This is a genomic window from Micromonospora sp. NPDC049301 (assembly GCF_040678715.1).
GTDB lineage: Bacteria > Actinomycetota > Actinomycetes > Mycobacteriales > Micromonosporaceae > Micromonospora.
This window is the reverse complement of the sequence record NZ_JBFAQO010000003.1, coordinates 196,083-215,320: the sequence shown is the minus strand read 5'-3', so window position 1 is coordinate 215,320 and position 19,238 is coordinate 196,083. Positions and strand designations below refer to the sequence as shown.

Sequence of the window (19,238 nt, the reverse complement as noted above, 5' to 3'; positions counted from 1 at the left end):
GATACGGACGTTCATCAAGGATGCCTGGGTGCAGGTGATCACCCAGCTCGGGCCGAGTGGATCTTTCCGTTCACCAAGCTGACCCCCGCCCAGTTCCGCAAGCTGGTCCGTTTGGTCGCCGAACGCGGCGGGGCCCGGATCGCTGACGGCCGGCCGGATCGGCAGTGGGCCCTCGACCTTGCCGACCGAGTGCTGCTGGTGGCGACCTACTGGCGCACGAACCTGACCATGCGGCAGATCGGGCCGCTGTTCGGGGTGTCGCACTCCGCGGCGCACCGGGTCATCGACACCCTTGGCCCGCTGCTGGCTCTGGCGCCCGTACGGCGGCGCCTGGTCGACCAGATCGCCATCGTCGACGGCACCCTCATCCCGACCCGGGAGCACCGCCTGGCCGCGCCGAGCAAGAACTACCGGTACTCGACGAACCTGCCGGTCGCCATCGACGCCAGCACCCGCCTGGTCATCGCCGTCGGCGACCCGCAGCCCGGCAACCGCAACGACACGATCGTCTACCGCACCTCTGGCATCGACCAGAAGCTGCCTTCCCGAGCACGTCCAGTGGGTAGCTGTTCGCCGAGGAGCGACGGTACGCAGTGCAGATTGTGGCGCCCCTTTTGTATTCTCACGGTTCGCGGGCTTCGCGGCGCAGAGGCCTAGCACATCCGAGTGGCTCGAACGACTGGAGATGTCATGACGGGCCAGCTTTCTGAGAATCAGCAAGGGCGCAACAACCTCGCCGTTGCGGCATGCGCGGTGGGTCTGGTGTCGCTGCTAGTCATTGCCGCGGCCGCGATGGGGCTGGTACCGCTGCCAGACACAATCGTGAACCCCCTGCTGCTCTCGCTGCTGGTCAGCGGTTGTGCGGTTGTCCTAGGCGGGATGGCACTAAAGAAGATCAAGACAGACGGGCAACATGGCCGCGGCCTGGCGATCGCCGGGTGCGCGCTTGGCGCAACCGGACTCGTGATCGCGTCTCTTATCGCACGGACCCTGTCGCAGCTAGCTGGCTGACGTCCAGTCGTTGGCCTTGCTCGGCCGCGTCGGCGACGACCTGGTCGGGCGCTCCTGTTCGGGGCGTTCGCGGTCGTGGGCCTGGAACCCGACCGCGTCGATTACCTTGTCGGCGCCGCTCAACTTCTCCTCGCCGAGGGGCAGCCCGGCCCGTGCCCGATCCTCTCGGATCTGTTCGACCGGGTCGCCGCGCCGGGAGTCGATTGGCACCGCCCCGATCTCGCCGGCCTTGTCCAGCCGGGCGTCCACGCAGTCCACGCAGTACACGACCCGGGCACCCCGGATCAGGGCCGAGTACGCGCTGAGCAAGCCGATGGTGCCGGCGCCGAACACGGCCACCGTGTCGCCGGGTTCGACCGAGGCGAGGGTGGCGGCGGCGTGCCACGCGGTCACGAACGTGTCGGCGAGCAGCACCAAATCGTCCTAGCGCGCGTCGCCGGGCTCTCCCGGCAGAGGTACGCAGTTCGCGTCGGCCCACGGCACGCGGAGTAGGTCGGCCAATGCACCGCGGTATGGGCCCATCCCGGCGTAGCCGTACGCAGCTCCCGGCCCCTCGGCGCGGGCCCGGAGACACGCCGTGGACAGCCCCTGGGAGCACATCGCGCAAATGCCGCAGAACAGATGCGTGGGGATTACCACCCGCATGCCCGGCCGGATGCTCTGCACCGCGCCACCCACCTGCTCGACCACGCCCAGCGGTTCGTGCCCGAGCACCAGGCCGGGGCTCCCCCGGTCCGCCCGTCGTAGATGTGCAGGTCGGTGCCGCAGAGGGCGCTGGAGGTGACCCGCACCAGGGCGTCCGTCTCCGCCTCCAGCCTCGCATCGGGCACCTCCCGCACCCCGACGGCCCGGACACCTTCGTAGACCACGGCTCTCATTCGTGCCCCCTCAAGTCGGTGATCCGGGCCATCCGGCGCGCCAAGCCGGCGGCGACAATCACGACACCTATGACCAACGCTGCAGTCAGCGTCGGTGCCCAGATAGGCGCCACGCGCAAGGTCAACTCACCGAGCACGGCGCCGCCGAGCAGCCCCAGCAGCCGGGTGACTCCACCCGCGCCGGCCGCGAACCGGTGCGGATCAAGCACGACACCTCGGACCACTTCTGTGAGTGAGCCACCACATGCTCCGGCCACGGCCGTGAGGGCCACGACGCCGATTTCCAACGCTGGTCGAAGACGCTTTACGAGTAGGGGCGGGCCTCGGGAGGCTTCTAACCACGCTCGTCCGGAGGCTGCTCTTTCGTCAAGTGGAGCAGCCAGCCCTCGCCAGTCCGGATGAGCGCGTATCGCCGACGGCCGGTGCGGCCGTTCAACGTGAACAGCATTCGACGCTCGGTGCGGTCGTGCTCCTCCCACGTACCGATGTCGGCGATCGACTTGTCGGCGTCCTCGTAGGTGAGGTGATCGAGATGGTGGTCAGGCACGGCGATCGCGAGGCGGTTGTCGTTGGGGCTGTCCGGCAGGCCGCGGGGCACCGCCCAAGAGCGCAGCACACCGCCCTCCTCGAGCCGCAGGTCAAAATGCGGTCGTGGTTTGCGGTGGTGGTGCAGGACGAATGCAGGTGCCACTCTCACCATTGTCCGCACACGCCGGGCCCACCGCCTGCCGATGGATGCGCTACTGCTCAACGGCGCCTGACAAGCGCTGCCGCTAACCGCCGCCCCGGGTGCGGGGCACCGCGAAGGGATCCTCAGGCGGGAAACAGCCGTAGTCTTGCAGAGGCTGCGCGTCGTCGAGTACCACCTGCTGTAGCCAACCGGCCGGGGACAGGCCGTCCGGCCGGCCGCTGACCCGCACGCCAGGCAGAGGTCCACCGACACCGATCACCTCGCCGTCTACGGCGTCGGCGGCGAGCGTTCCGTCCCGATCGAGCAGGGCGTGTACGGCGCCGTAGACGTCACTGACCGCCTCGGCCGCCTCCGCATCAGTCAGGCCCGGGCTCCGGTCGCACAGTGCCTGCCGTGCCGCGGCCATGAACCGGTCCGGGTCCACCACGACGACAACGCGGCGTGTCCGGATGCTGATCGTCATGCCCGCCCGCGGTGCCACGGCGCCCGTCATACCGGCAGGCTAGACCCACCGGGCCAGGCCGGCCGGGGCGAACCGGTGCCTCCTGCACGTCGGCGAGGCGCCGGCCGGCCTCGACAGCTCGTGCCACCAGCCATTGCTCGCACTTCGGGGCCGAGAACGGCGCTTCGACGTCGACGGCAGATTATCCACCCCAGGTGGTGACCGGGTGCGAGGCCCTGCCCGCTGCCCGTCGGCCTCGACGCGCTCGCCTGTGAGCCACCGCCGTGCTGTCTGTCGTCGGTGCACGCCGTCACTCGTTGCGTCGAGCTGGGGTTTGCGGTTGAGCCGACGCGCCGGGGTTCGTCGCCGCGGCGGAGGTCCGCCGGGATCGGAGGAGCTGGATTCCGATCGGTAGGACGGAGACCACGACGATGCCGATCAGGATGATCTCAATGTTGGCCTTGACGAACGCGATCTGGCCGAGGAAATAGCCCAGCACGGTGACGCCAACGCCCCAGAGCGCCCCGCCGATGATGTTGTAGATGAGGAACGTCCGGTAGTGCATCCGGCTGACCCCGGCGATAATCGGGGTGAACGTCCGCACGATCGGCACGAACCGAGCCAGCACAACGGACCGGGCTCCATAGCGGTCGAAGAAGTCGTTGGCCCGGTGCACGTTCTCCTGCTTGAACAGGCGGGAGTTGGGTCGGCGGAACAGGCTCGGGCCGACTCGCTTGCCGAACAGGTAGCCCACCTGATCCCCGGCGATCGCGGCCACGGCCACCAACAGGCAGAGCAGCCAGAGCGGTTGGTGCAGGTAGTGGCCGTCGGCGACGAGCAGCCCGGCGGTGAACAGCAGCGAGTCACCCGGCAGGAAGAACCCGATCAGCAGCCCTGACTCGGCGAAGACGATCGCGAGGATGCCGATCAGCCCGAAGGTGGAGATCAACCACTCCGGGTCGAGGAAGCTGGGACCCGCAGCCGCCGACGCGAGGGACGTTGACACGAGAAGACCTCCGGGAGGGGTGTGGTGAGTAATCGGGTGTTGCGCGCGGGCAAAGAGTGCTCAGTGGTTGCTGGCGGCGGCCTGTGGACGCTGTTGGTGGGCGCGCCGATTGAGGACGCGTGCGGCAAGCGCGATGGTCAGGACAGCTCCCCCGCCGATGACCGCGCCGGCGAGGATGTCGGCTGGGTAGTGCACGCCCGCCCAGACTCGGGCGAAGCCGATGACAGCGGCCAACACCGCGAGCAGTAGTCCCCAGCGCCAGGACAGGAACACCCCGACGGCGAAGGCCACCGCGAAAGCCGCCGTGGCGTGGTCGCTGGGCAGCGACCCTCCTGGGTCATGTGGGATCAGCTGATGCACGGGATGCGTCTGAAACGGGCGGACCTCAGTGCTGACGCGGGCGACCAACTGACCGGCGGCGAACGCCAAGGTCAGCGACGCCGCGACGCGGACGAGTAGCGGCCAACCACGCGAGCTCAGGCCGAGCAGCAACGCGACCGCCGCCAGGGCGCCGAGAAGGTAGATCAGCCAGACGGCGCACCACTCCAGCACGTCGTCGAGCGGATCATGATGTCCGGCAGCTGCGTTGATGAGGTGAAACAGGTGGTAGTTCATCGGGCGTCCGATCCCGTGGCCGACCCGGCTCCCTTCGACCGGCTGAGCCCACCCAATCTGTTCGCGACTGAGAGGACCCTGAAAAGCGAGGACACCGGCAGCCGCACACGCCTGAGGGTCAGTCGCTCGGGTCGCTGTCGCCGGTCAACGGCACTCGGATCTGGATCGTCATACCGGGGCCAGGCAGCACCCGCACGGTCCCGCCGTGCGCCGCGACGATCTCCCTGGTGATAGGCAGGCCGAGACCACTTCCGCCGTCGGCGCGGGCCCTGCTCTCGTCGAGTCGGACGAACCGTTCGAAGATTCGTTCCCGCTGGGCCGCCGGCACGCCCGGCCCGTCGTCGGTGACCTCCAGGCATCCCCACCCGTCCTCGGCCCGGACCCGTAGGAGCACCTCGTGACGTGCGTGGTGGGCGGCGTTGTCAGCGAGGTTGCGCAGCGCCCGCCCGAGGTCGTGGGCGTCGCCGGTCACCCGCACCGGGGTGAGCTGGGTTCGGACGGTCAGGTCCGGTCGGCGGGCGGAGAGGTGGTCCCGCTCGGTGTAGGCCAGGTCGTCGAGGTCGACGTCCTCGCGGCGCAGGGTGAGGCCGTGTTCGTCGATGCGGGCGAGGAGCAGCAGGTCAGCGATCAGCCGGCCCAGCCGCTGCGACTCGCGGCGCATCAGCCGGACCAGGTCGTCGTTCGCGCCGGGCAGGGGTGTCATCGTGAGGCGGTCGAGGCCGGCCTGCAGGGTTGCCAGAGGACTGCGCAGTTCGTGGCTGGCGTCGGCGACGAACCGCCGTTGACTGGTCGCCGCCGTCTGCAGTCGGTCGAGCATGCTGTTCATCGTCTCCGCGAGGGCCGCCACCTCGTCGCGTGCGTGGGGGACCGGCACGCGGGCGTGCAGGTCGCGGGCGGTGATGCCCGCTACCCGACGGCGAATCGCCTCCACCGGACGCAGCGACCGGCCGACGAACAGGAACACGGCCGCGCCGATCAGCAGCAGCATCGCCGGCAACCCGATGACCAGGATCGCGGCGATCACCTCGGTGCTCTCGTGTACTGGTCGCAACGACTGGGCCACCAGCACCGTCCGAGTGCCCGATCTGGTGCCGACACCAATCGCGACCAGCCGATAGGCGTCGTCGTCTCCGAAGGGCAGCGTCCGCTGTTCCCGCAGCGTCTGGCCGGCGGCCGGGCGAAGCCGGGACAGTGGCACGGCACCCTCGAGCGTCGGCGACGCCGCCTGCACCGCACCCGACGGCGCCAGTACCTGCACCAGGCTCTGCTCCCCCGGACTGGGCTTCAACGTCTGGGCGATGGCCTCGGAGTCGCCGCCAGCTACCGCCGTGGCTACCTCGGCGGCGCGTTGCCGGGCAGCCGCGTCCACGTTGCGGACCAGGTTGGCCCGGGCCAGGTAGACGAAGACGGCCGCGCCAGTCCCGAAGACCACCGCCACCACCATGGCGGCGGCCAGCGCCGAACGCATCCGCACGCCCAGGTGGCGGCGTGCCCACCGGGCCGGGGCCCGCAACGAGGTGAGCATCGTGGCCATATCCGCAGCCTAGGGTCCTCAGCGCTGAGAAGGCGCTGAGAGACGGCCGGGGTGGTGCGGCTCCCCCGCCGCCTGTCTCGATCATCCGCTGCGTGCGGTCTCCGGACCGGTGTCACGGGCTCCCCGCACCGCGATGAGCACCACTCCGGCGACGAACACCACGCCGGCGCAGAGCGCGCCGCCGAGGTCGTGCGGCGGTCGAGCGGGCCACAGCCACGGCGTGGTCAGCGCCGGCCCGTGCCACTGCGTGTACAGCGCGTAGAGGGCGATCATGAGGTAGGTAGTAGGGCCGGCCCATGCCTGTGCGCCGCCGAACAGGGCAGCGCACAGCAAGCCGATGCCGACCAGCCCGACCAGGTTGCGCAGCACCTCAACCGTGCCGCCGGCCAGGTGTGCACCGGCTCCAGCGGCGGCCAGGGCACTGACGGCGGCGACGGTCAGCGCCAGCGTGGTGGTCAGCCGCAAGAACGGTAACCAGCGTCCGGTGACGCGTTCCGGCTCGCCGAGCAGACTGGTGGCGGTGACAGCGATGGCCACGGCGCACCCGGTCTCGAAGATCAGCGGCAACTGCAGCGCTCCGTATGCCTCCCACTGCCACCGGAGCGCAACCCGCAGTCCGATGGCGCAGGCCGCCACCGCTGCCAGGGCCGCGGGGGCGCGGCGGCTGGCCAGGTGCAGGCGAGCGAGCCGCAGCGCGGCGCGCATGGCCCCGCCCGTTGCGACCGAGTGCGGGCGATGACGGGTTTCGGCCCCGGTCATGGCAGCTTCTCCAGGGTGAGCTGGCCCGCTCGCAGCGCCGCTACGTGCTTCATGAGCCAGGCGTGCCGAACGGCAGCCGGCAGCGCGGCCAGCCGTTGTGCCGCGGCGGCGGTGGGACTACCGGGGGCGAGGGTGGAGGTGCCGAGGATGGCCTCCGTGACCGCCTGCTGCGCCGGACTCGCGTTGCGGCCCCCGCCTACGACGCTGTTCACGATGCTGTGGGTGGCGTCCACGCGTAGTTCGGCAACAAGTTCGTTGGTGGCCGTCTGCTGGGGCAGGAGCAGGTGGAATACCGGTGGTGTGCCGCTCGTAGGAGGGCCAACCCGACCAATGCTGACGCGATTGTCGGGCCCCTGTTCATATCTCGCGGCGGCCTGGCTGATCCGCACCGGCGCGCCGGGTAGGCCCGCCAGCTCGGTGAGCACCGGTTCGAGGGCTTGCGTCACGGCGGGCAGGTAGCCGGTGTAGGCGGGGTGCAGGCAGACCGGGATCGGGGTGTGGCTGCAGGCCGGCGTGTAGCGCACCGGACGGTCATTGCCCGCGTTGTGCAGTAGCGGGATGGCGATCATGCCGTTGGCGTCGAGGCGGCCCGTGCCCGCCAGCGCAACCGCGGTTGTCGCCGTCAGTAGCCCGGCCGTGGTGATGGCCGCCGCGCACCGACGTAGCCACCGTCCGCCGGCGTCGGCGGGTAGGCCGAGCGCGCCCAACAGCGCCCCGGTCAGGCCGGCGAGGAACAGCACCTGCGCGATCGGAAGGTCGGGCAGGTATCGGTAGAACGTCGCCACACCCGCGTCAGGCCCGACCTCCCAGGGGCCCGCCACCAACGGCGAGATCTGCCAGTACGAGTCATCGCCGTGAATGAACTGCAGGCTGATCTGCAGCGCGAGGAACACGCCGATCGCGACCAACGGGGCGGTGAACCGGCTGGGGCGAAGCACCCCGGCTGCGAACCCGAGCGCGGCGAACGCCGGCATGCTCGCGAGGCCCACCACGGCCGGCCACCACAACGGCCCGCCCCAGGCGCCCTGCCACGCGGTCATCCCGTACAGGACACCCACGCATCCCAGGTAGGCGATGATCGCCCAGCAGGTGGTCGCTGCCCAGGTGGCGAGGTGGCGCGCCCATTGCGGCCGGGCCGTACCGCTCACCAGGTCGGCCATGCCGTGGCGACGCTCCCGCCACCCGAGCCACGCGGCGGCGCCGACCACCGTCGGCGCGAAGACCGCCAGGGCGGTCGTCTGCATGGCCATGGCCCGGACGTTCCACAGCGGTGGGGACGCCATGCTGGGGCGGTAGGTGATGAACCAGAACAGCGCGGCGACCAGGGGCAGCATCCACAGCATCGCGCTGCGGCGCATCTCGAGCCGCAGCAGACCTCCTGTCACCGTGAGCGCCCGGCGCGTACGACGGGCCGTTGCGTCCGGCCCAGGCATTACCGAAGCGGCGGTCACGAGCGCGCCTGCGACAGTACCGCGCTGTAGCCGCGCTCCAGCGGAGCATCACCGGCCGCTGTGGTTCCCTCGGCGCGCGCGGTCAGCTCCTGCGGCGTGCCCTGGAAGACGATCTTTCCCCGGTCCATCAGGGCGACCTGGGTGCAGGCGGCGCCGACATCCTCGACGAGGTGGGTGCTGACCATGACGGTGGCGCGCTGCCCCAGGTCGCGCAGCAGAGCCCGGAACGCCACCCGCTGCTCGGGATCCAGGCCGGCGGTCGGCTCGTCCAGCAGGAGTAGTTCTGGATCGTTGACGATGGCCTGCGCGATCCCCACCCGGCGCAGCATCCCACCGGAGAGCGTGCGCAGCTTCGCCGTCGCCTTGTCTCCCAGGCCAACCCGTTCGACCGCGGCGGCCACCGCGTGGTGCACGCGCGCCGGCGGCATCTCCTTGAGCAGCGCGAAATACTCCACGAACTCCACGACCGTGAACCGCGGGTAGTAGCCGAGGTTCTGTGGCACGTAGCCGAGGCGGCGCCGGATCTGCCGGCGTTGCCCGTACTGGCCGGGGTCGCGGCCGAGCAGCCGGATCCGACCCGAGGTCGGTGCGATCACCGTGGCCATCATCCGCAACAGCGATGTCTTTCCCGCCCCGTTTGGTCCCAACAGGCCGAACACTCCGGGGCCGGTCTGCATCGTCACCCCTGCCACGGCCTCGGTGCGGCCGAAGCGCCGGGTGAGATCGTTGATCTCCACGTTCATGACGTTCCTCTCGGTGTCCGGGTCGAGTAGACGACAATCGCCGCGCAGCAGGAGGCGAACGCCAGGTAGGCCGGCCACAGCGTGGTGTCGGTGACCGCGGCGGTGAGGCGACCGGCGGCCACCTGCCCGGACAGGACGGTGATCGTCCAGCCGAGCAGCCCCGCGGCCACGCCCACGTTCGCCGACCGGGCGACGGTCGCGGCGGCGAGGGCCAGCGCGCACAGCGCGGTCATCGGGACCAGCCAGCCGAGCGTGACCGCCGTGGCGGATCCCGAGGCGGCCGAAGCGGCCAGCCCGAGCGCCGCGTTCACACCGAACACCGCCAGCGCCCGCACCAGCAGCACCATGCGATCGCTGACCGCCATGCTGCACGACAGCTCCCACGTGTGGTCGGTGCCCGGGCCGTAGGCGAAAGCGATGCCGACGGCGGCGACCGCGGGCGCGAAGAGGGCCACGTACGGCGTTCCGGTGCTGAGCGTGGCGAGCAGTCCGGCGAGCAGCACCACCGCGGTGGCGATGACCCACCCGAGCAGCAGCGACGGCGTCGTCACCAACGCCCGGGCCAGGCCCGGCGAGCGCAGCAGGTGCCCCGCCAGCCGCTCCACCGCCCCGGGATGGCGACGCCACACCTGCGCGGCCACCCCGACCCAGACTCGACCAAGATCGACGTCGTCTGGCCCAGGGCCGCGTTCCTGGTGCTCGTGGACCTGGCGCGTCCCGTCACCGCTGGTCATTGCCTACCTCCATCCCGCGCCGGCTCGTGGCGCCGCAGGGCAGCGCGCATCAACCGGCGAATCTGGTACGCGCGGCTCTTCACCGTCCCTGCGGGAACACCCATCAACTCCGCCACCTCAGCCACGGATTTGTCCTCGACGTACATCAGCCGCCAGGTTTCGCGTTGCGGGCTGCCCTCCGGCCCCAACACCTTCACCGCGTCGGCAAGCTCGGCCCTGGACAGCGCCGCGTCAGCCGGGTCTGCGACGTGCCGGTCATCGGTGTCGCCCAGGGCGGAAAGCAGGAGTGCGGGTTGCCCGCGTCGACGCAGCCACAGCGCGGCCTGCCGGCGGGCTATCCCCCACAGCCAACCGCCGGCACCCTCCCGTCGGTACGCCGCGGCTCCCCGCCAGGCGGCCAGGAAGGTCTCCTGCAGGACGTCCTCCACGTCGGGGGGCGGCAGCGCCGCGCGCAGCCGAACAGCCAGCCACGGGGCGTGCCGCGAGAACAGCTCCCGCAGCGCGCTCTCGTCACCGCTAGCCATCGCAGCGATCAGATCTTCGTTGTCCATCGCTACTACTGTTGCCTTCCAGAGCGGATCGGTTCACTGCTCACACGCAATGTGGAAACTGAGACCGGACACCACCCGGGGCGCTGTCACCCACCGTCGGCGGCCAGCCGGTAGCCCATGCCCCGTTCCGTCTGGATCGCCCGCCGGCCGAACGGCTGGTCGATCTTGCGGCGCAGGTAGCCGACGTACACCTCGACGATGTTGGGGTCGCCGTCGAAGTGGGCGTCCCAGACGTTGTCGATGATCTGCCGCTTGGACACCACGTCGCCGCGATGGCGCATGAGGAACTCCAGCAGCGCGAACTCCCGGGCGGTCACCCGGATCGGTTGCCCGGCGCGGGTCACCTGCCGCCGGGCCGGGTCCACTGCCAGGTCACCGGCGGTCAGGATCACCGGTCGGACGGGAGCTCCGCGGCGGATCAGGGCCCGCAGGCGGGCCACCAGCACCACGAACGAGAACGGTTTGATCAAGTAGTCGTCGGCGCCGAGGTCGAACGCGTCGGCCTGGTCGTACTCGCCGTCCTTGGCAGTCAGCATCAGCACCGGCGTCCACACGTCCCGCGAGCGCAGCTGGCGGCACACCTCGTAGCCGTTGAGGCCTGGCAGCATGATATCGAGCACCACCGCGTCGTACGGGTTCTCGGTTGCCGCCCACAGCCCGTCAGTCCCGTTGTGCTGCACATCGACGGCGAATCCCTCGTCGGTCAGGCCGGTGCGGATCACCTCCGCCAGGGCGGTCTCGTCCTCGACGACCAGCACGCGCACGCCGCTTGTTCCTTCCCGCCCGTTGTCCCCGGCGGGCCCAGCCGGGTCCGCGTCACCTCCGATCATCGCTTGTGAAGGGGCGGAGGCAGGCCGGCTACCCCGATGGTGAGGTGCCGTCACCGGAGCAGGGCCCCGGAATCTCGGTCCGACACGTCCCGCTTGGTGACGCTCAGGTACGCGACCAGTCCCAGAATCGTCGCGAGGAACAGGGCGCTGGTGAAGACCTTGCCCAGCCCGAGACCTCCGTCGTCGGGGGCCTGGGACAGGTAGTCACCCAGCGACGCGCCGAGCGGCCGGGTCAGGATGTAGGCGAACCAAAAGGCCAGGATCGGGCTCAGCCAGGACCAGGTGGACGCCGCCGCGATCACGGCGATCAGGCCGGCGAAGATCACGATGGAGCCCCAGTAGCCCAGCGCCAGGCCCTCCGCGAGGAGATCCCCGGCAGCGGTGCCGAGAGCGAAGGTGAACAGGATGGCCGCCCAGTAGAGCGCCTCCCGCCGGGACGTGACGATTGTGTGGATCGACAGGGTGCGCTCGCTGCGGTACCAGGCGGTGAACGTGCCCGTCAGCAGTACCGCGAAGACGACCGCGGTAATCTCCAGCGGCACACCGAGGTTGTCGACGAGGTTATCGGTGATCAACGTGTCGACGATGCTGATCAGGACGACCGCCAGCCAGTACACCCCTGCGGTTGGAACGCGTGGTATCAGCGCACAACAAGAACCAGAACCGGCCCCGGTGTGTGCTGACGGCAGCGGGGCAGCGCCGGCAACAGTCGTGGCTCACCGACGTGTCAGAGCAGTCCAGCGTCGAGGAGATCTACACCAAGGGCATACTGGCCGTCGATAGCGCGGACCCGGCGACGTTCGCGGAGTTCACCAGCAGCCCGCCTGGCGGCGGCCCACCTACGACAACAGAGTCTGGCGGGCGCCACCGCCGAGAAGTTCCCGGCGATGAATGCCCGCCTCGCATTCGAGGACGAGATGACCAGAGGCATCGCGACATGGTTGCGCCACCGTCCGAGCCAGCGACCGGGCGCGGTCGCCGCACCCTCGTACCCACCGGCTGCACCGCCCGTTTCAACGCACGAAAGGAACTAAGCGGCCTGTTACGCGATCCGGACGGCAGCCGAAGAGTGCCCTGCCTCAGTGGTCCCCGCCGTCACGGACCCCGGGCGGGCAAGGAACAGGCCGCCGCGCCGTCGGCGCAGTTATCGCCCAGCCCAGCAGGTGTGCGGCGTCGTTGTCGGTGTGCCCGAGCGGCACGCCCCCGCCCGGCCCAGCCGACAACACCCGTTGCCCATCGTGCCCCACGACGCGCATGTGATTGGCCCGGCATCCGTTGTCCAAGAGTTACCGACGGCCCGCCCGGGGTTCTGACGTGACGGGTTGGATACGGCTGCGGGCCACCAGTTCGACGGTGAGGACGACGGCGACGGCCTCCACGGCGAGGAGCCCGACGAGGACGACCAACTGCGTCACTCCGGCGGCGAGCGGGCTCGCTCCACCGAGCAGCACGCCGACGAACGCGCCGGGCAGGGTCACCAGACCCACCGTCCGGGTCTGGTCGAGTGCCGGGACCAACGCCTGTCCGGCCGCCGGACGGCACACCAGCAGCACGGCGTCGCGGGGCAGCAGGCCCAGGGCCAGGCCGGCCTCCACCTCACCACGCCGGCTGGTCAGCTCGTCGAGCGCGCGGCGCCCGGCCAGCGACGTCGCGGTCATCGCCCCGCCTATCAGGATCCCCGCGACCGGGATGATCGCGATGCCGCGCATCGGCACCAGGCCCGCCAACAGCAGCCCTGCCACCACCAGCATGCTGCCCACCACGATCGGCGCGCCAGCCCACCAGCCCCGACTGCCGCCCGTGACCCGCCGCCCGGACGTGACCGTCGCGACCACGCACATCAGGACGATAAAGGCAGCCGTGGCCCACAGCGACACCACGATGCCCGCGATCAACAGCGACACGGCTCCCAGTTGGATCGCAGCGCGGACGGCGGCGACCACGACCTGCCGACCGTGACCCAGCTTTCCGAGGGTCACGACGGCCGCCGCCATCAGGGTCAGGACAACCAGAGCGACACCGAGCTTCGGGCCAACCACGAGCATCGTCGAGGACATGCCAACAGTTTCCTGTCACGCCGGGCCGGGGGCGCACGCGCCGCCCGGCCCCCGCGGTCGCGGCGGACATGCCGCTGTCGAATGATTACCCGCAGCTTCATAGCGAACGGCTGGCGCTAGGCGCGTTCCAGCCGGCCGTTCTGAAGGCCCGATGTCCGGTCCGCCGGAAGCTGACACAGTCCGGGCTAGTTGACACGAGGAGCCCGGCGGCCGAAATCTCCAGAGTTGGAGGGCGCTGGCTCACGACCGCCGAGACGACCCGCGCCACCAGACCCGCCGAACCATGCTACGTCCACCCGTTACTTGTGCGCCGCCGCGCACGGTCGGCGGCAGATCCGGGGCGCCTGATCTTGGCGAGACATATGGCAGGCAGGAAGGCACCGCCGATGGCTCGGCTGGGCAGCGTTGCGTCCTGGGTCATCAGCCGATCGGATGACCGAAGGCGATGATCGGCTATTTCCATGTGCGACGGACACCCTGCGACGCTTAGGAAGAAGGCATGACCAACGAGGTGACCGTTCCCCTGCTGCCGTGCGCATCCATTGACGACATCGAAACCTTCTACGGAGTTCTCGGTTTCCGCACCACGTACAAGCAACGCAAGCCCAACGCGTGTGTGGGGGTGCAGCGGGAAGACCTGCATCTGCAGTTCTTCGAGATCGCCGGGTTCGACTCGGAGCAGTCCTATGGCTCCTGTCTCGTACTCACCTCGGACATCGAGGGACTACATCGGGCATTCGCAGCCGGCATGCGCGCCGCGTACGGCAAGGTACTGGTGTCCGGAACGCCGCGGATGACCCGGCCTAGGGCGCGGAAGAACGCCGACGGGTTGGGCGGATTCAGCGTCATCGACCCAGGCGGCAACTGGATCCGCGTCTTTCGGAACGCCGCCACCGCGCCCATGCCGGCCGCCACGCCTGCCGGGCGGCTGGCCAAGGCCCTAGCGAATGCTGTCGTGCAGGCCGATTCCAGGGGAAGCGTCGGACAGGCCGTTTGGATCCTCGACAGCGCGTTGGCCCGCCCGCAAGCCGACGACGACCCGGTCGAGCAGGTCGAGGTCCTGGTCTACCGCGCCGAACTCGCGATGGTGCTGCACGATCCAAAGACTGCGGCCGAGATGCTGGCCCGCGCCCAGTCCGTCACGCTCACGGAAGACGAATCCGAAAGGGCGGCACCCGCGTTCGACAACGCCGCCGAACTCGCAGCAGCACTGCGGTGACTCACCATACGAACGCCTCCCTCATCTCAACATGAGCGGACGCCGCCCCACCCCCTCCGCGGGGGCGCCAGCGCTGACGCCTTCGGATTCGCCGAAGAGGTCTCCAGCCTGAAGGGCCTGCTCAGGACGATGCCCGTGGGATCGGTGTCTCAAATGACGGGCCCGCGGCGGGCTTCAGCCCGCTCACCCGCAACGCTCTACATCGATCCACACCGCACCTGCAGGCGCGGCGTTAGGCGACCCGAGACGCCCGCCGGCGCCAGCCACCCTGGGAGCAGCGACACCTGACCACTTCGCCCTCCACTGGGAGCTCACGGCGCACCGATCGACCGCATCACCACAGGTCAAAGCCCTCGCCTCTGTCCGGCGTCGGTGAGCACTTCGGGCGCAGTGACCGCTTCTCCAACCTGCACCTAATCTGCTCCCAATTGGCAGGCGGGCCAACCAACGGTTCCTTACCCGCACATGACGTCGGCTTCATACGATCCGTTCCCCCAGCCAGCTTCCTGGTTCGACCCGTCCGCGGTCCGCCCGCGTAGACGCCGCAGGATCGGTACCGTGGCGAGGTGATTCCAGCCTGCCCCGAGTGCCACACGACGGGCGTCCCACTGCTCTTCGGCCTACCGGTCACAGAAGCGAGAAATGCCGCTGCCGACGGCGACCTTGCACTCGGCGGGTGTTTCCTCCCCGAGGAACCGCCGCCGAACTGGCAATGCACACGCCAGCACCGATGGCGCAACGCCGATGAGAAGACGTGGCAAAACCAGCTCCGGGCCGCGCTACTCAGACACGGCTACACCGAGCCAGACGGCGACGCCTGAGCTGGCGGCCAGATCGACACCCGGAACCACACCTTGCGAGGCAAGCAGATGACAACTTCGATCATCTCTGGAAGGTCAGGTCGCACCCCTCGACCGCATCACCGCAGGTCAAGACCCTCGTTCCCGTCCGGCGTCGATGAGCGCTTCGGGCGCGGAAACCTCTTCGCCAACCTGCACCCAGCCGCCTTGACCTGCGCACACTCCCCCTGCCAGGCGACATAGAGCTTTGTCTACTGGCGTGCAGAACCGCGGAGCACTCCGCGGGGAATCAGGACGCCACACCGGTTGCCGCTTCAGGCGACCGCAATAGCAATTATCAGGGCGACTCTCCGGCCGAGCACCGCGTGTGCCTGTCGGTTTGTCCGCCCGGCCGACACGCGGCCCATAGCCTGTCTTTATGACCGAATCGGACGGGCAGTCGCAGAGCGTCCGCACGGTGATCGTGGCTGGTTTCGTCAACGTCGCTGTCGCTGCGGCCAAGGTGGTTGCCGGTCTGCTCTCGGGTTCGGCGGCCGTGCTGTCGGAAGCCGCGCATTCGTTCGCCGACACCACGACCGAGGTACTGCTGTTCGTGGCGCTGCGTCGCGGCGGCCGCCGGGCCGACGCCGAGCGCCCTTTCGGCTACGGTCGGGAGAGCTACATCTGGGCCCTCCTCGCCGCGGTCTTCACCTTCGTCAGCGGCGCCGGCTTCTCCATCACCCACGGCGTGCACGTCATCGCATCGGCCAAAGAGACTGGAGATTACTTCGTCTCGTACGCGGTGCTGGCCGTCTCCTTCGTCCTGGAGTCGATGTCCCTGCTGCGGACGGTGCGGCAGGTACGGCGCCGGGCCAGGCGCTGGGCCATCAGTCCAGCTAGGGTCCTGCGGCGCACGCCCAACACCGCCATCAAGGCGGTGTTCCTGGAGGACAGCGCAGCCCTGATCGGCCTGGGGCTGGCCGGTGCAGGCCTGGGGCTCGCCGAGCTGACCGGTGACCCGGTTTGGGATGGCATCGCATCGGTCGCCATCGGTGTACTGCTCCTCGTGGTGGCCACCATTCTGGCCGGCAACAACCTCGCCCTGCTCGTCGGCCGGTCAGCAAGGGAGCCAGTTCAGGACGAGATTCGCCGGGAACTGGCCGCCCTGCCACACGTGCACGGCATCGTGGAGCTGCTGACCCTGCAGCTCGGTCCCGACGACATTCTCGTTGTCGCGAAGATCGACTTTGCCGACCGCGTCAGGGCCGCTGACATCGAGGACGTGGCCGACGAGGCCAGACGGCGGCTCACCGCGCGTAACCCGGCGATCCGATTCGTCTTCCTCACCCCGACTGGTGCCGGCTCCTAACCCGCTATACCCACGGATCGCCCAACGCATCGAGCAACAGTTCCTCCTCGGATCAGCGCTCCGTGCGATCTTGTTTGTCCTGCTCGGTCTCGCTGTCCGGAACGGTCCAACCGGCCAGCTTGTCCTCCAGGGCCACCCCGCACTCCAATCATCCGGATCGGCCCTCAGTGGAGGTGAGGCTGCCCACCTCGTACGCCGCCACAATCCACCAAAGGCAGGCCCGGGGTGCTATCCGACGCCCACTTCTATCAGGCGGACAGCGACCGGGAGGCGGTCGGGCGACGATACGATCTTGGAGCGCTTCAGGAACCGGTCTGGGCGCAGGCGACGATGTGCGGTCGGGCCTGGTTGGTGATGGCCGGCGGTGACCGTGGGTCCATCAGCCGGTACCTCGAGCCGCGCTCGCGCCGAGGCGTCGTCGGCTGCTCCCACCCTGCTCCCCCAAACCGGGCTCGCAACGGCCCGCAGACCGATCGTCAGCTGCCGGCCCAGTGCTTAGGTTGGACCAGCGCGCGCTCCCGCAGCCCGATTCGGGCGATCACCGCGATGGCCGACGCCCAGCCCTTAGATCATTCGCCCGCAGCGGGCACAGCAGCTCAGAGGATCATCACCGAGTGCGACGCCACGTTGGAGCGCTACCCGGCCGCCCTCGACGCTGGTGCCGACCCGGCGGTTGTCACCGGCTGGATCGCGCAGACCCAGGCCGAGCGCGCCGCGCCCGTGCGGAAGCAGATCTACGCGCGAACGCGGGCATCGCCCCGCGCCGGATGAGCCAAGCAGAAATCACGACCCTGGTGACCGCGCTCGGCGACATCGCCGCCGTGCTCGGCGACGCCGGTCCCGGCGACAAGGCCGAGGTCTACCGCCAACTCGGACTCCGGCTTATCTCCCAACCCGAGACGCAAACGGTGCGCGCTGCAATCGATCTCAGCGCGCACCGTGGGGCAATGGTTTTTGTCCGAGGGGCGACGTCGACCACAAGTCCATGGTCGTCGTTCATGGTGACCTACAGCTCACGCCCAGATGACCCCCATCAGCCCTGCTGGGCCGGATTGACGGACATCACCCGGCCAGGCTCGGACCGAGCACCCCGGGCCTGCCCGGGTGGCGCAAGCTCTTCAGAACCGGTCCCGGGTTCCGAGGAGGGCGTTGTGTGCGGCGCGGCGCCACGGCGCGAGTTCAGCGTCGATCTCGGCCCAACGGATGTCGTCGACGCAAAGAACTCCGTCGACGCCTGGCAGGGCCTCGATCAGCCGCATCCGCTGGTCTTCGCCCGGGTGGGTACTCCACAGGTCGGTGGTTCGCCGGCTGAGCTGACGGGCCAGCGGCAGGTGGGCGGCCAGGCGTTTCCGGGCTTCAGCAGCCATCGCCTCCAGTTGCCCGCCGTCGATGCGCGGCGCCAGATGCCACAAGTCTTGCCAGATCCGGCCGGCGAGCAGGACCGTCTCGGAGGATCGGAGGAAGGGCGCGCTGCCGGCGACCCGGCGGGCGATCAGATCGGCCCGGTACTCGGCGCGGCGGCTGTCGGGCATCGCCACGCTGTCGACGAGCAGCTGCGCGGTCGCGCCGGCGACATTGGCCAGAGCGACGATTCCATGGACGATCATCCCGAGGAGGACGAAGGTCCCGCTCCCCTGCTCGGCCAGCGAGTCCGTCGCGCGAACGGCCCGCCGCCAGGGGTTTCGCCCACCGGTGGCCGCTACTGCCCGGGTGCCGAAAGTCCTCGCCAGCAGGGTCCTCCGTACCCGAAGTGGATCGCCGTTGGCGAGGTGACCCAGTTCGTGGGCCAGAAGCGAAGCCCGAGCCGGCCGCGGCAGCATCACCCACAGGGGGATCCCGATGACGAGCATCGACCGCTGGCGCCAGCCCAGCCGGGCGACACCAGCGTTGAGGCTCAGGTCTGCACAGATCACGTCGGGAACCGGTGTCCCGGCGGCATCGGCGACCTCCCACACCAGACGGTGTAACTGCGGGGCTTCGCGCTCGGTGATCACGCCATACTTGGGCACCCGCCCGAACGAGGGCTTGACCAGCAGCAAGATGAGCACAGCGGGGATCGCCAGGGCCAGCCGGACCCCAGGCGGCAGGTCGCTGGCCACGACGAGCCAGACGAGGTAGCCCACAGCGGCCATCCCCAGCAGGGCCAGCACCACGGAGACCGCCAACAGCCAGACCTCACCCAAGGACGTCCCAGCCGGGCGTGCCTCCGGGTCGGCCAGCAGCTGCTCCTGCGTCGCCCGGTCGAGCTCCAGCCCTCGCCGGAACCCCCACCGGCCGATCATCCTGGTGCCGCGCCACGGAGCCAGGGCGGGGTCGTACACGTCCAGGTTCCACCGACAGGCAGGGCACCAGGAGAGCGCCCCCGCCTCCAGCAGGATCAGGTCGTGGGCACAGGCCGGACACCTGCTTGGCGTCGTCGTCTTCGTCGGCACGAGCGTGGAGTGTAGATCTCAGTGACAGGCGTGCGTGCCCCGGCTCGGGCGCCCCGGAGCGCGCGTTAGCTGTAGGGATCCTTTGATGACGCAGCTGATGGGTGGTTTGCCGCCGAGGGAGGAGTGGCCGAAGCCGG

General features: G+C 69.6%; 21 protein-coding genes and 2 pseudogenes. 5 read left to right on the top strand and 18 right to left on the bottom strand.

Annotated features, from left to right (window positions below; translation table 11 throughout):
* Positions 1–24: 24 nt before the first annotated feature.
* A pseudogene (locus AB0K07_RS10865) lies at positions 25–528 on the top strand (transposase family protein); the annotation flags it as partial.
* Between the two features lie 162 nt (positions 529–690).
* Complete coding sequence (locus tag AB0K07_RS10860) at positions 691–1,011, top strand: DUF4190 domain-containing protein (RefSeq protein WP_363753261.1); 321 nt, start codon at positions 691–693, stop codon at positions 1,009–1,011.
* Here the strand turns inward: AB0K07_RS10860 and AB0K07_RS10855 are convergent.
* From AB0K07_RS10855 to AB0K07_RS10775, 17 genes and pseudogenes are all read right to left on the bottom strand, one after another.
* A complete protein-coding gene (locus tag AB0K07_RS10855) occupies positions 1,000–1,425 on the bottom strand; it encodes a hypothetical protein (RefSeq protein ID WP_363753258.1) in 426 nt (141 codons plus the stop codon). The genes AB0K07_RS10860 and AB0K07_RS10855 overlap by 12 nt on opposite strands.
* Before the next feature lie 9 nt (positions 1,426–1,434).
* Positions 1,435–1,689 (bottom strand): alcohol dehydrogenase catalytic domain-containing protein, encoded by a 255-nt coding sequence (locus tag AB0K07_RS10850; protein ID WP_363754270.1) that lies wholly within the window; start codon positions 1,687–1,689, stop codon positions 1,435–1,437.
* Positions 1,644–1,889, bottom strand: a complete 246-nt coding sequence (locus tag AB0K07_RS10845; RefSeq protein WP_363754345.1) for an alcohol dehydrogenase catalytic domain-containing protein — start codon at positions 1,887–1,889, stop codon at positions 1,644–1,646. The genes AB0K07_RS10850 and AB0K07_RS10845 overlap by 46 nt, the downstream gene beginning before the upstream one ends.
* Positions 1,886–2,128 (bottom strand): annotated as a pseudogene (locus AB0K07_RS10840) (DUF1275 domain-containing protein); the annotation flags it as partial. The pseudogene AB0K07_RS10840 and the gene AB0K07_RS10845, both read right to left, overlap by 4 nt.
* A 95-nt stretch (positions 2,129–2,223) precedes the next feature.
* Positions 2,224–2,589: a DNA polymerase ligase N-terminal domain-containing protein gene (locus AB0K07_RS10835; protein ID WP_363753255.1), complete on the bottom strand. Its 366-nt coding sequence runs from the start codon at positions 2,587–2,589 to the stop codon at positions 2,224–2,226.
* A 73-nt stretch (positions 2,590–2,662) separates the two neighbouring features.
* Positions 2,663–3,073, bottom strand: a complete 411-nt coding sequence (locus AB0K07_RS10830; RefSeq protein WP_363753252.1) for a hypothetical protein — start codon at positions 3,071–3,073, stop codon at positions 2,663–2,665.
* Positions 3,074–3,332: 259 nt separating this feature from the next.
* Entirely contained in the window at positions 3,333–4,028 is a 696-nt protein-coding gene (locus AB0K07_RS10825) for a VTT domain-containing protein (protein WP_363753249.1), read from the bottom strand.
* Between the two features lie 60 nt (positions 4,029–4,088).
* Positions 4,089–4,643: a phosphatase PAP2 family protein gene (locus AB0K07_RS10820; RefSeq protein WP_363753246.1), complete on the bottom strand. Its 555-nt coding sequence runs from the start codon at positions 4,641–4,643 to the stop codon at positions 4,089–4,091.
* 118 nt (positions 4,644–4,761) lie between these two features.
* Positions 4,762–6,177, bottom strand: coding sequence for a HAMP domain-containing sensor histidine kinase (locus AB0K07_RS10815; RefSeq protein WP_363753243.1), 1,416 nt, complete (start codon positions 6,175–6,177; stop codon positions 4,762–4,764).
* An 81-nt stretch (positions 6,178–6,258) separates the two neighbouring features.
* Positions 6,259–6,936 carry a hypothetical protein gene (locus AB0K07_RS10810; protein WP_363753240.1) on the bottom strand — a complete coding sequence of 226 codons (678 nt, stop codon included), beginning with the start codon at positions 6,934–6,936 and terminating at the stop codon, positions 6,259–6,261.
* Positions 6,933–8,321 (bottom strand): hypothetical protein, encoded by a 1,389-nt coding sequence (locus AB0K07_RS10805; protein WP_363753237.1) that lies wholly within the window; start codon positions 8,319–8,321, stop codon positions 6,933–6,935. The genes AB0K07_RS10810 and AB0K07_RS10805 overlap by 4 nt, the downstream gene beginning before the upstream one ends.
* Before the next feature lie 62 nt (positions 8,322–8,383).
* Entirely contained in the window at positions 8,384–9,130 is a 747-nt protein-coding gene (locus AB0K07_RS10800) for an ABC transporter ATP-binding protein (protein ID WP_363753234.1), read from the bottom strand.
* Positions 9,127–9,864 (bottom strand): hypothetical protein, encoded by a 738-nt coding sequence (locus AB0K07_RS10795; protein ID WP_363753231.1) that lies wholly within the window; start codon positions 9,862–9,864, stop codon positions 9,127–9,129. The genes AB0K07_RS10800 and AB0K07_RS10795 overlap by 4 nt, the downstream gene beginning before the upstream one ends.
* Positions 9,861–10,415: a sigma-70 family RNA polymerase sigma factor gene (locus AB0K07_RS10790; RefSeq protein ID WP_363753228.1), complete on the bottom strand. Its 555-nt coding sequence runs from the start codon at positions 10,413–10,415 to the stop codon at positions 9,861–9,863. The genes AB0K07_RS10795 and AB0K07_RS10790 overlap by 4 nt, the downstream gene beginning before the upstream one ends.
* A gap of 86 nt (positions 10,416–10,501) precedes the next feature.
* Complete coding sequence (locus tag AB0K07_RS10785) at positions 10,502–11,179, bottom strand: response regulator transcription factor (protein ID WP_363753225.1); 678 nt, start codon at positions 11,177–11,179, stop codon at positions 10,502–10,504.
* 116 nt (positions 11,180–11,295) lie between these two features.
* Positions 11,296–11,862 (bottom strand): hypothetical protein, encoded by a 567-nt coding sequence (locus tag AB0K07_RS10780; RefSeq protein ID WP_363753222.1) that lies wholly within the window; start codon positions 11,860–11,862, stop codon positions 11,296–11,298.
* 669 nt (positions 11,863–12,531) lie between these two features.
* On the bottom strand, positions 12,532–13,302 hold the full coding sequence (locus tag AB0K07_RS10775) for an ABC transporter permease (protein WP_363753219.1): 771 nt from the start codon (positions 13,300–13,302) through the stop codon (positions 12,532–12,534).
* 499 nt (positions 13,303–13,801) lie between these two features.
* Between AB0K07_RS10775 and AB0K07_RS10770 the strand changes: the two genes are divergently transcribed.
* The 3 genes from AB0K07_RS10770 to AB0K07_RS10760 all read left to right on the top strand — a co-directional run bounded on the left by AB0K07_RS10770 (position 13,802) and on the right by AB0K07_RS10760 (position 17,440).
* Positions 13,802–14,521, top strand: a complete 720-nt coding sequence (locus AB0K07_RS10770; protein ID WP_363753216.1) for a VOC family protein — start codon at positions 13,802–13,804, stop codon at positions 14,519–14,521.
* 1,218 nt (positions 14,522–15,739) lie between these two features.
* The gene (locus AB0K07_RS10765; protein ID WP_363753213.1) at positions 15,740–16,669 is read left to right on the top strand and encodes a cation diffusion facilitator family transporter; all 930 of its coding nucleotides are present in this window, start codon (positions 15,740–15,742) and stop codon (positions 16,667–16,669) included.
* 546 nt (positions 16,670–17,215) lie between these two features.
* Positions 17,216–17,440: a hypothetical protein gene (locus AB0K07_RS10760; protein ID WP_363753210.1), complete on the top strand. Its 225-nt coding sequence runs from the start codon at positions 17,216–17,218 to the stop codon at positions 17,438–17,440.
* Between the two features lie 347 nt (positions 17,441–17,787).
* On the opposite strand, the gene AB0K07_RS10755 is transcribed toward AB0K07_RS10760, so the two are convergent.
* Positions 17,788–19,101, bottom strand: a complete 1,314-nt coding sequence (locus tag AB0K07_RS10755) for a M48 family metallopeptidase (protein WP_363753207.1) — start codon at positions 19,099–19,101, stop codon at positions 17,788–17,790.
* Positions 19,102–19,238: the final 137 nt, after the last annotated feature.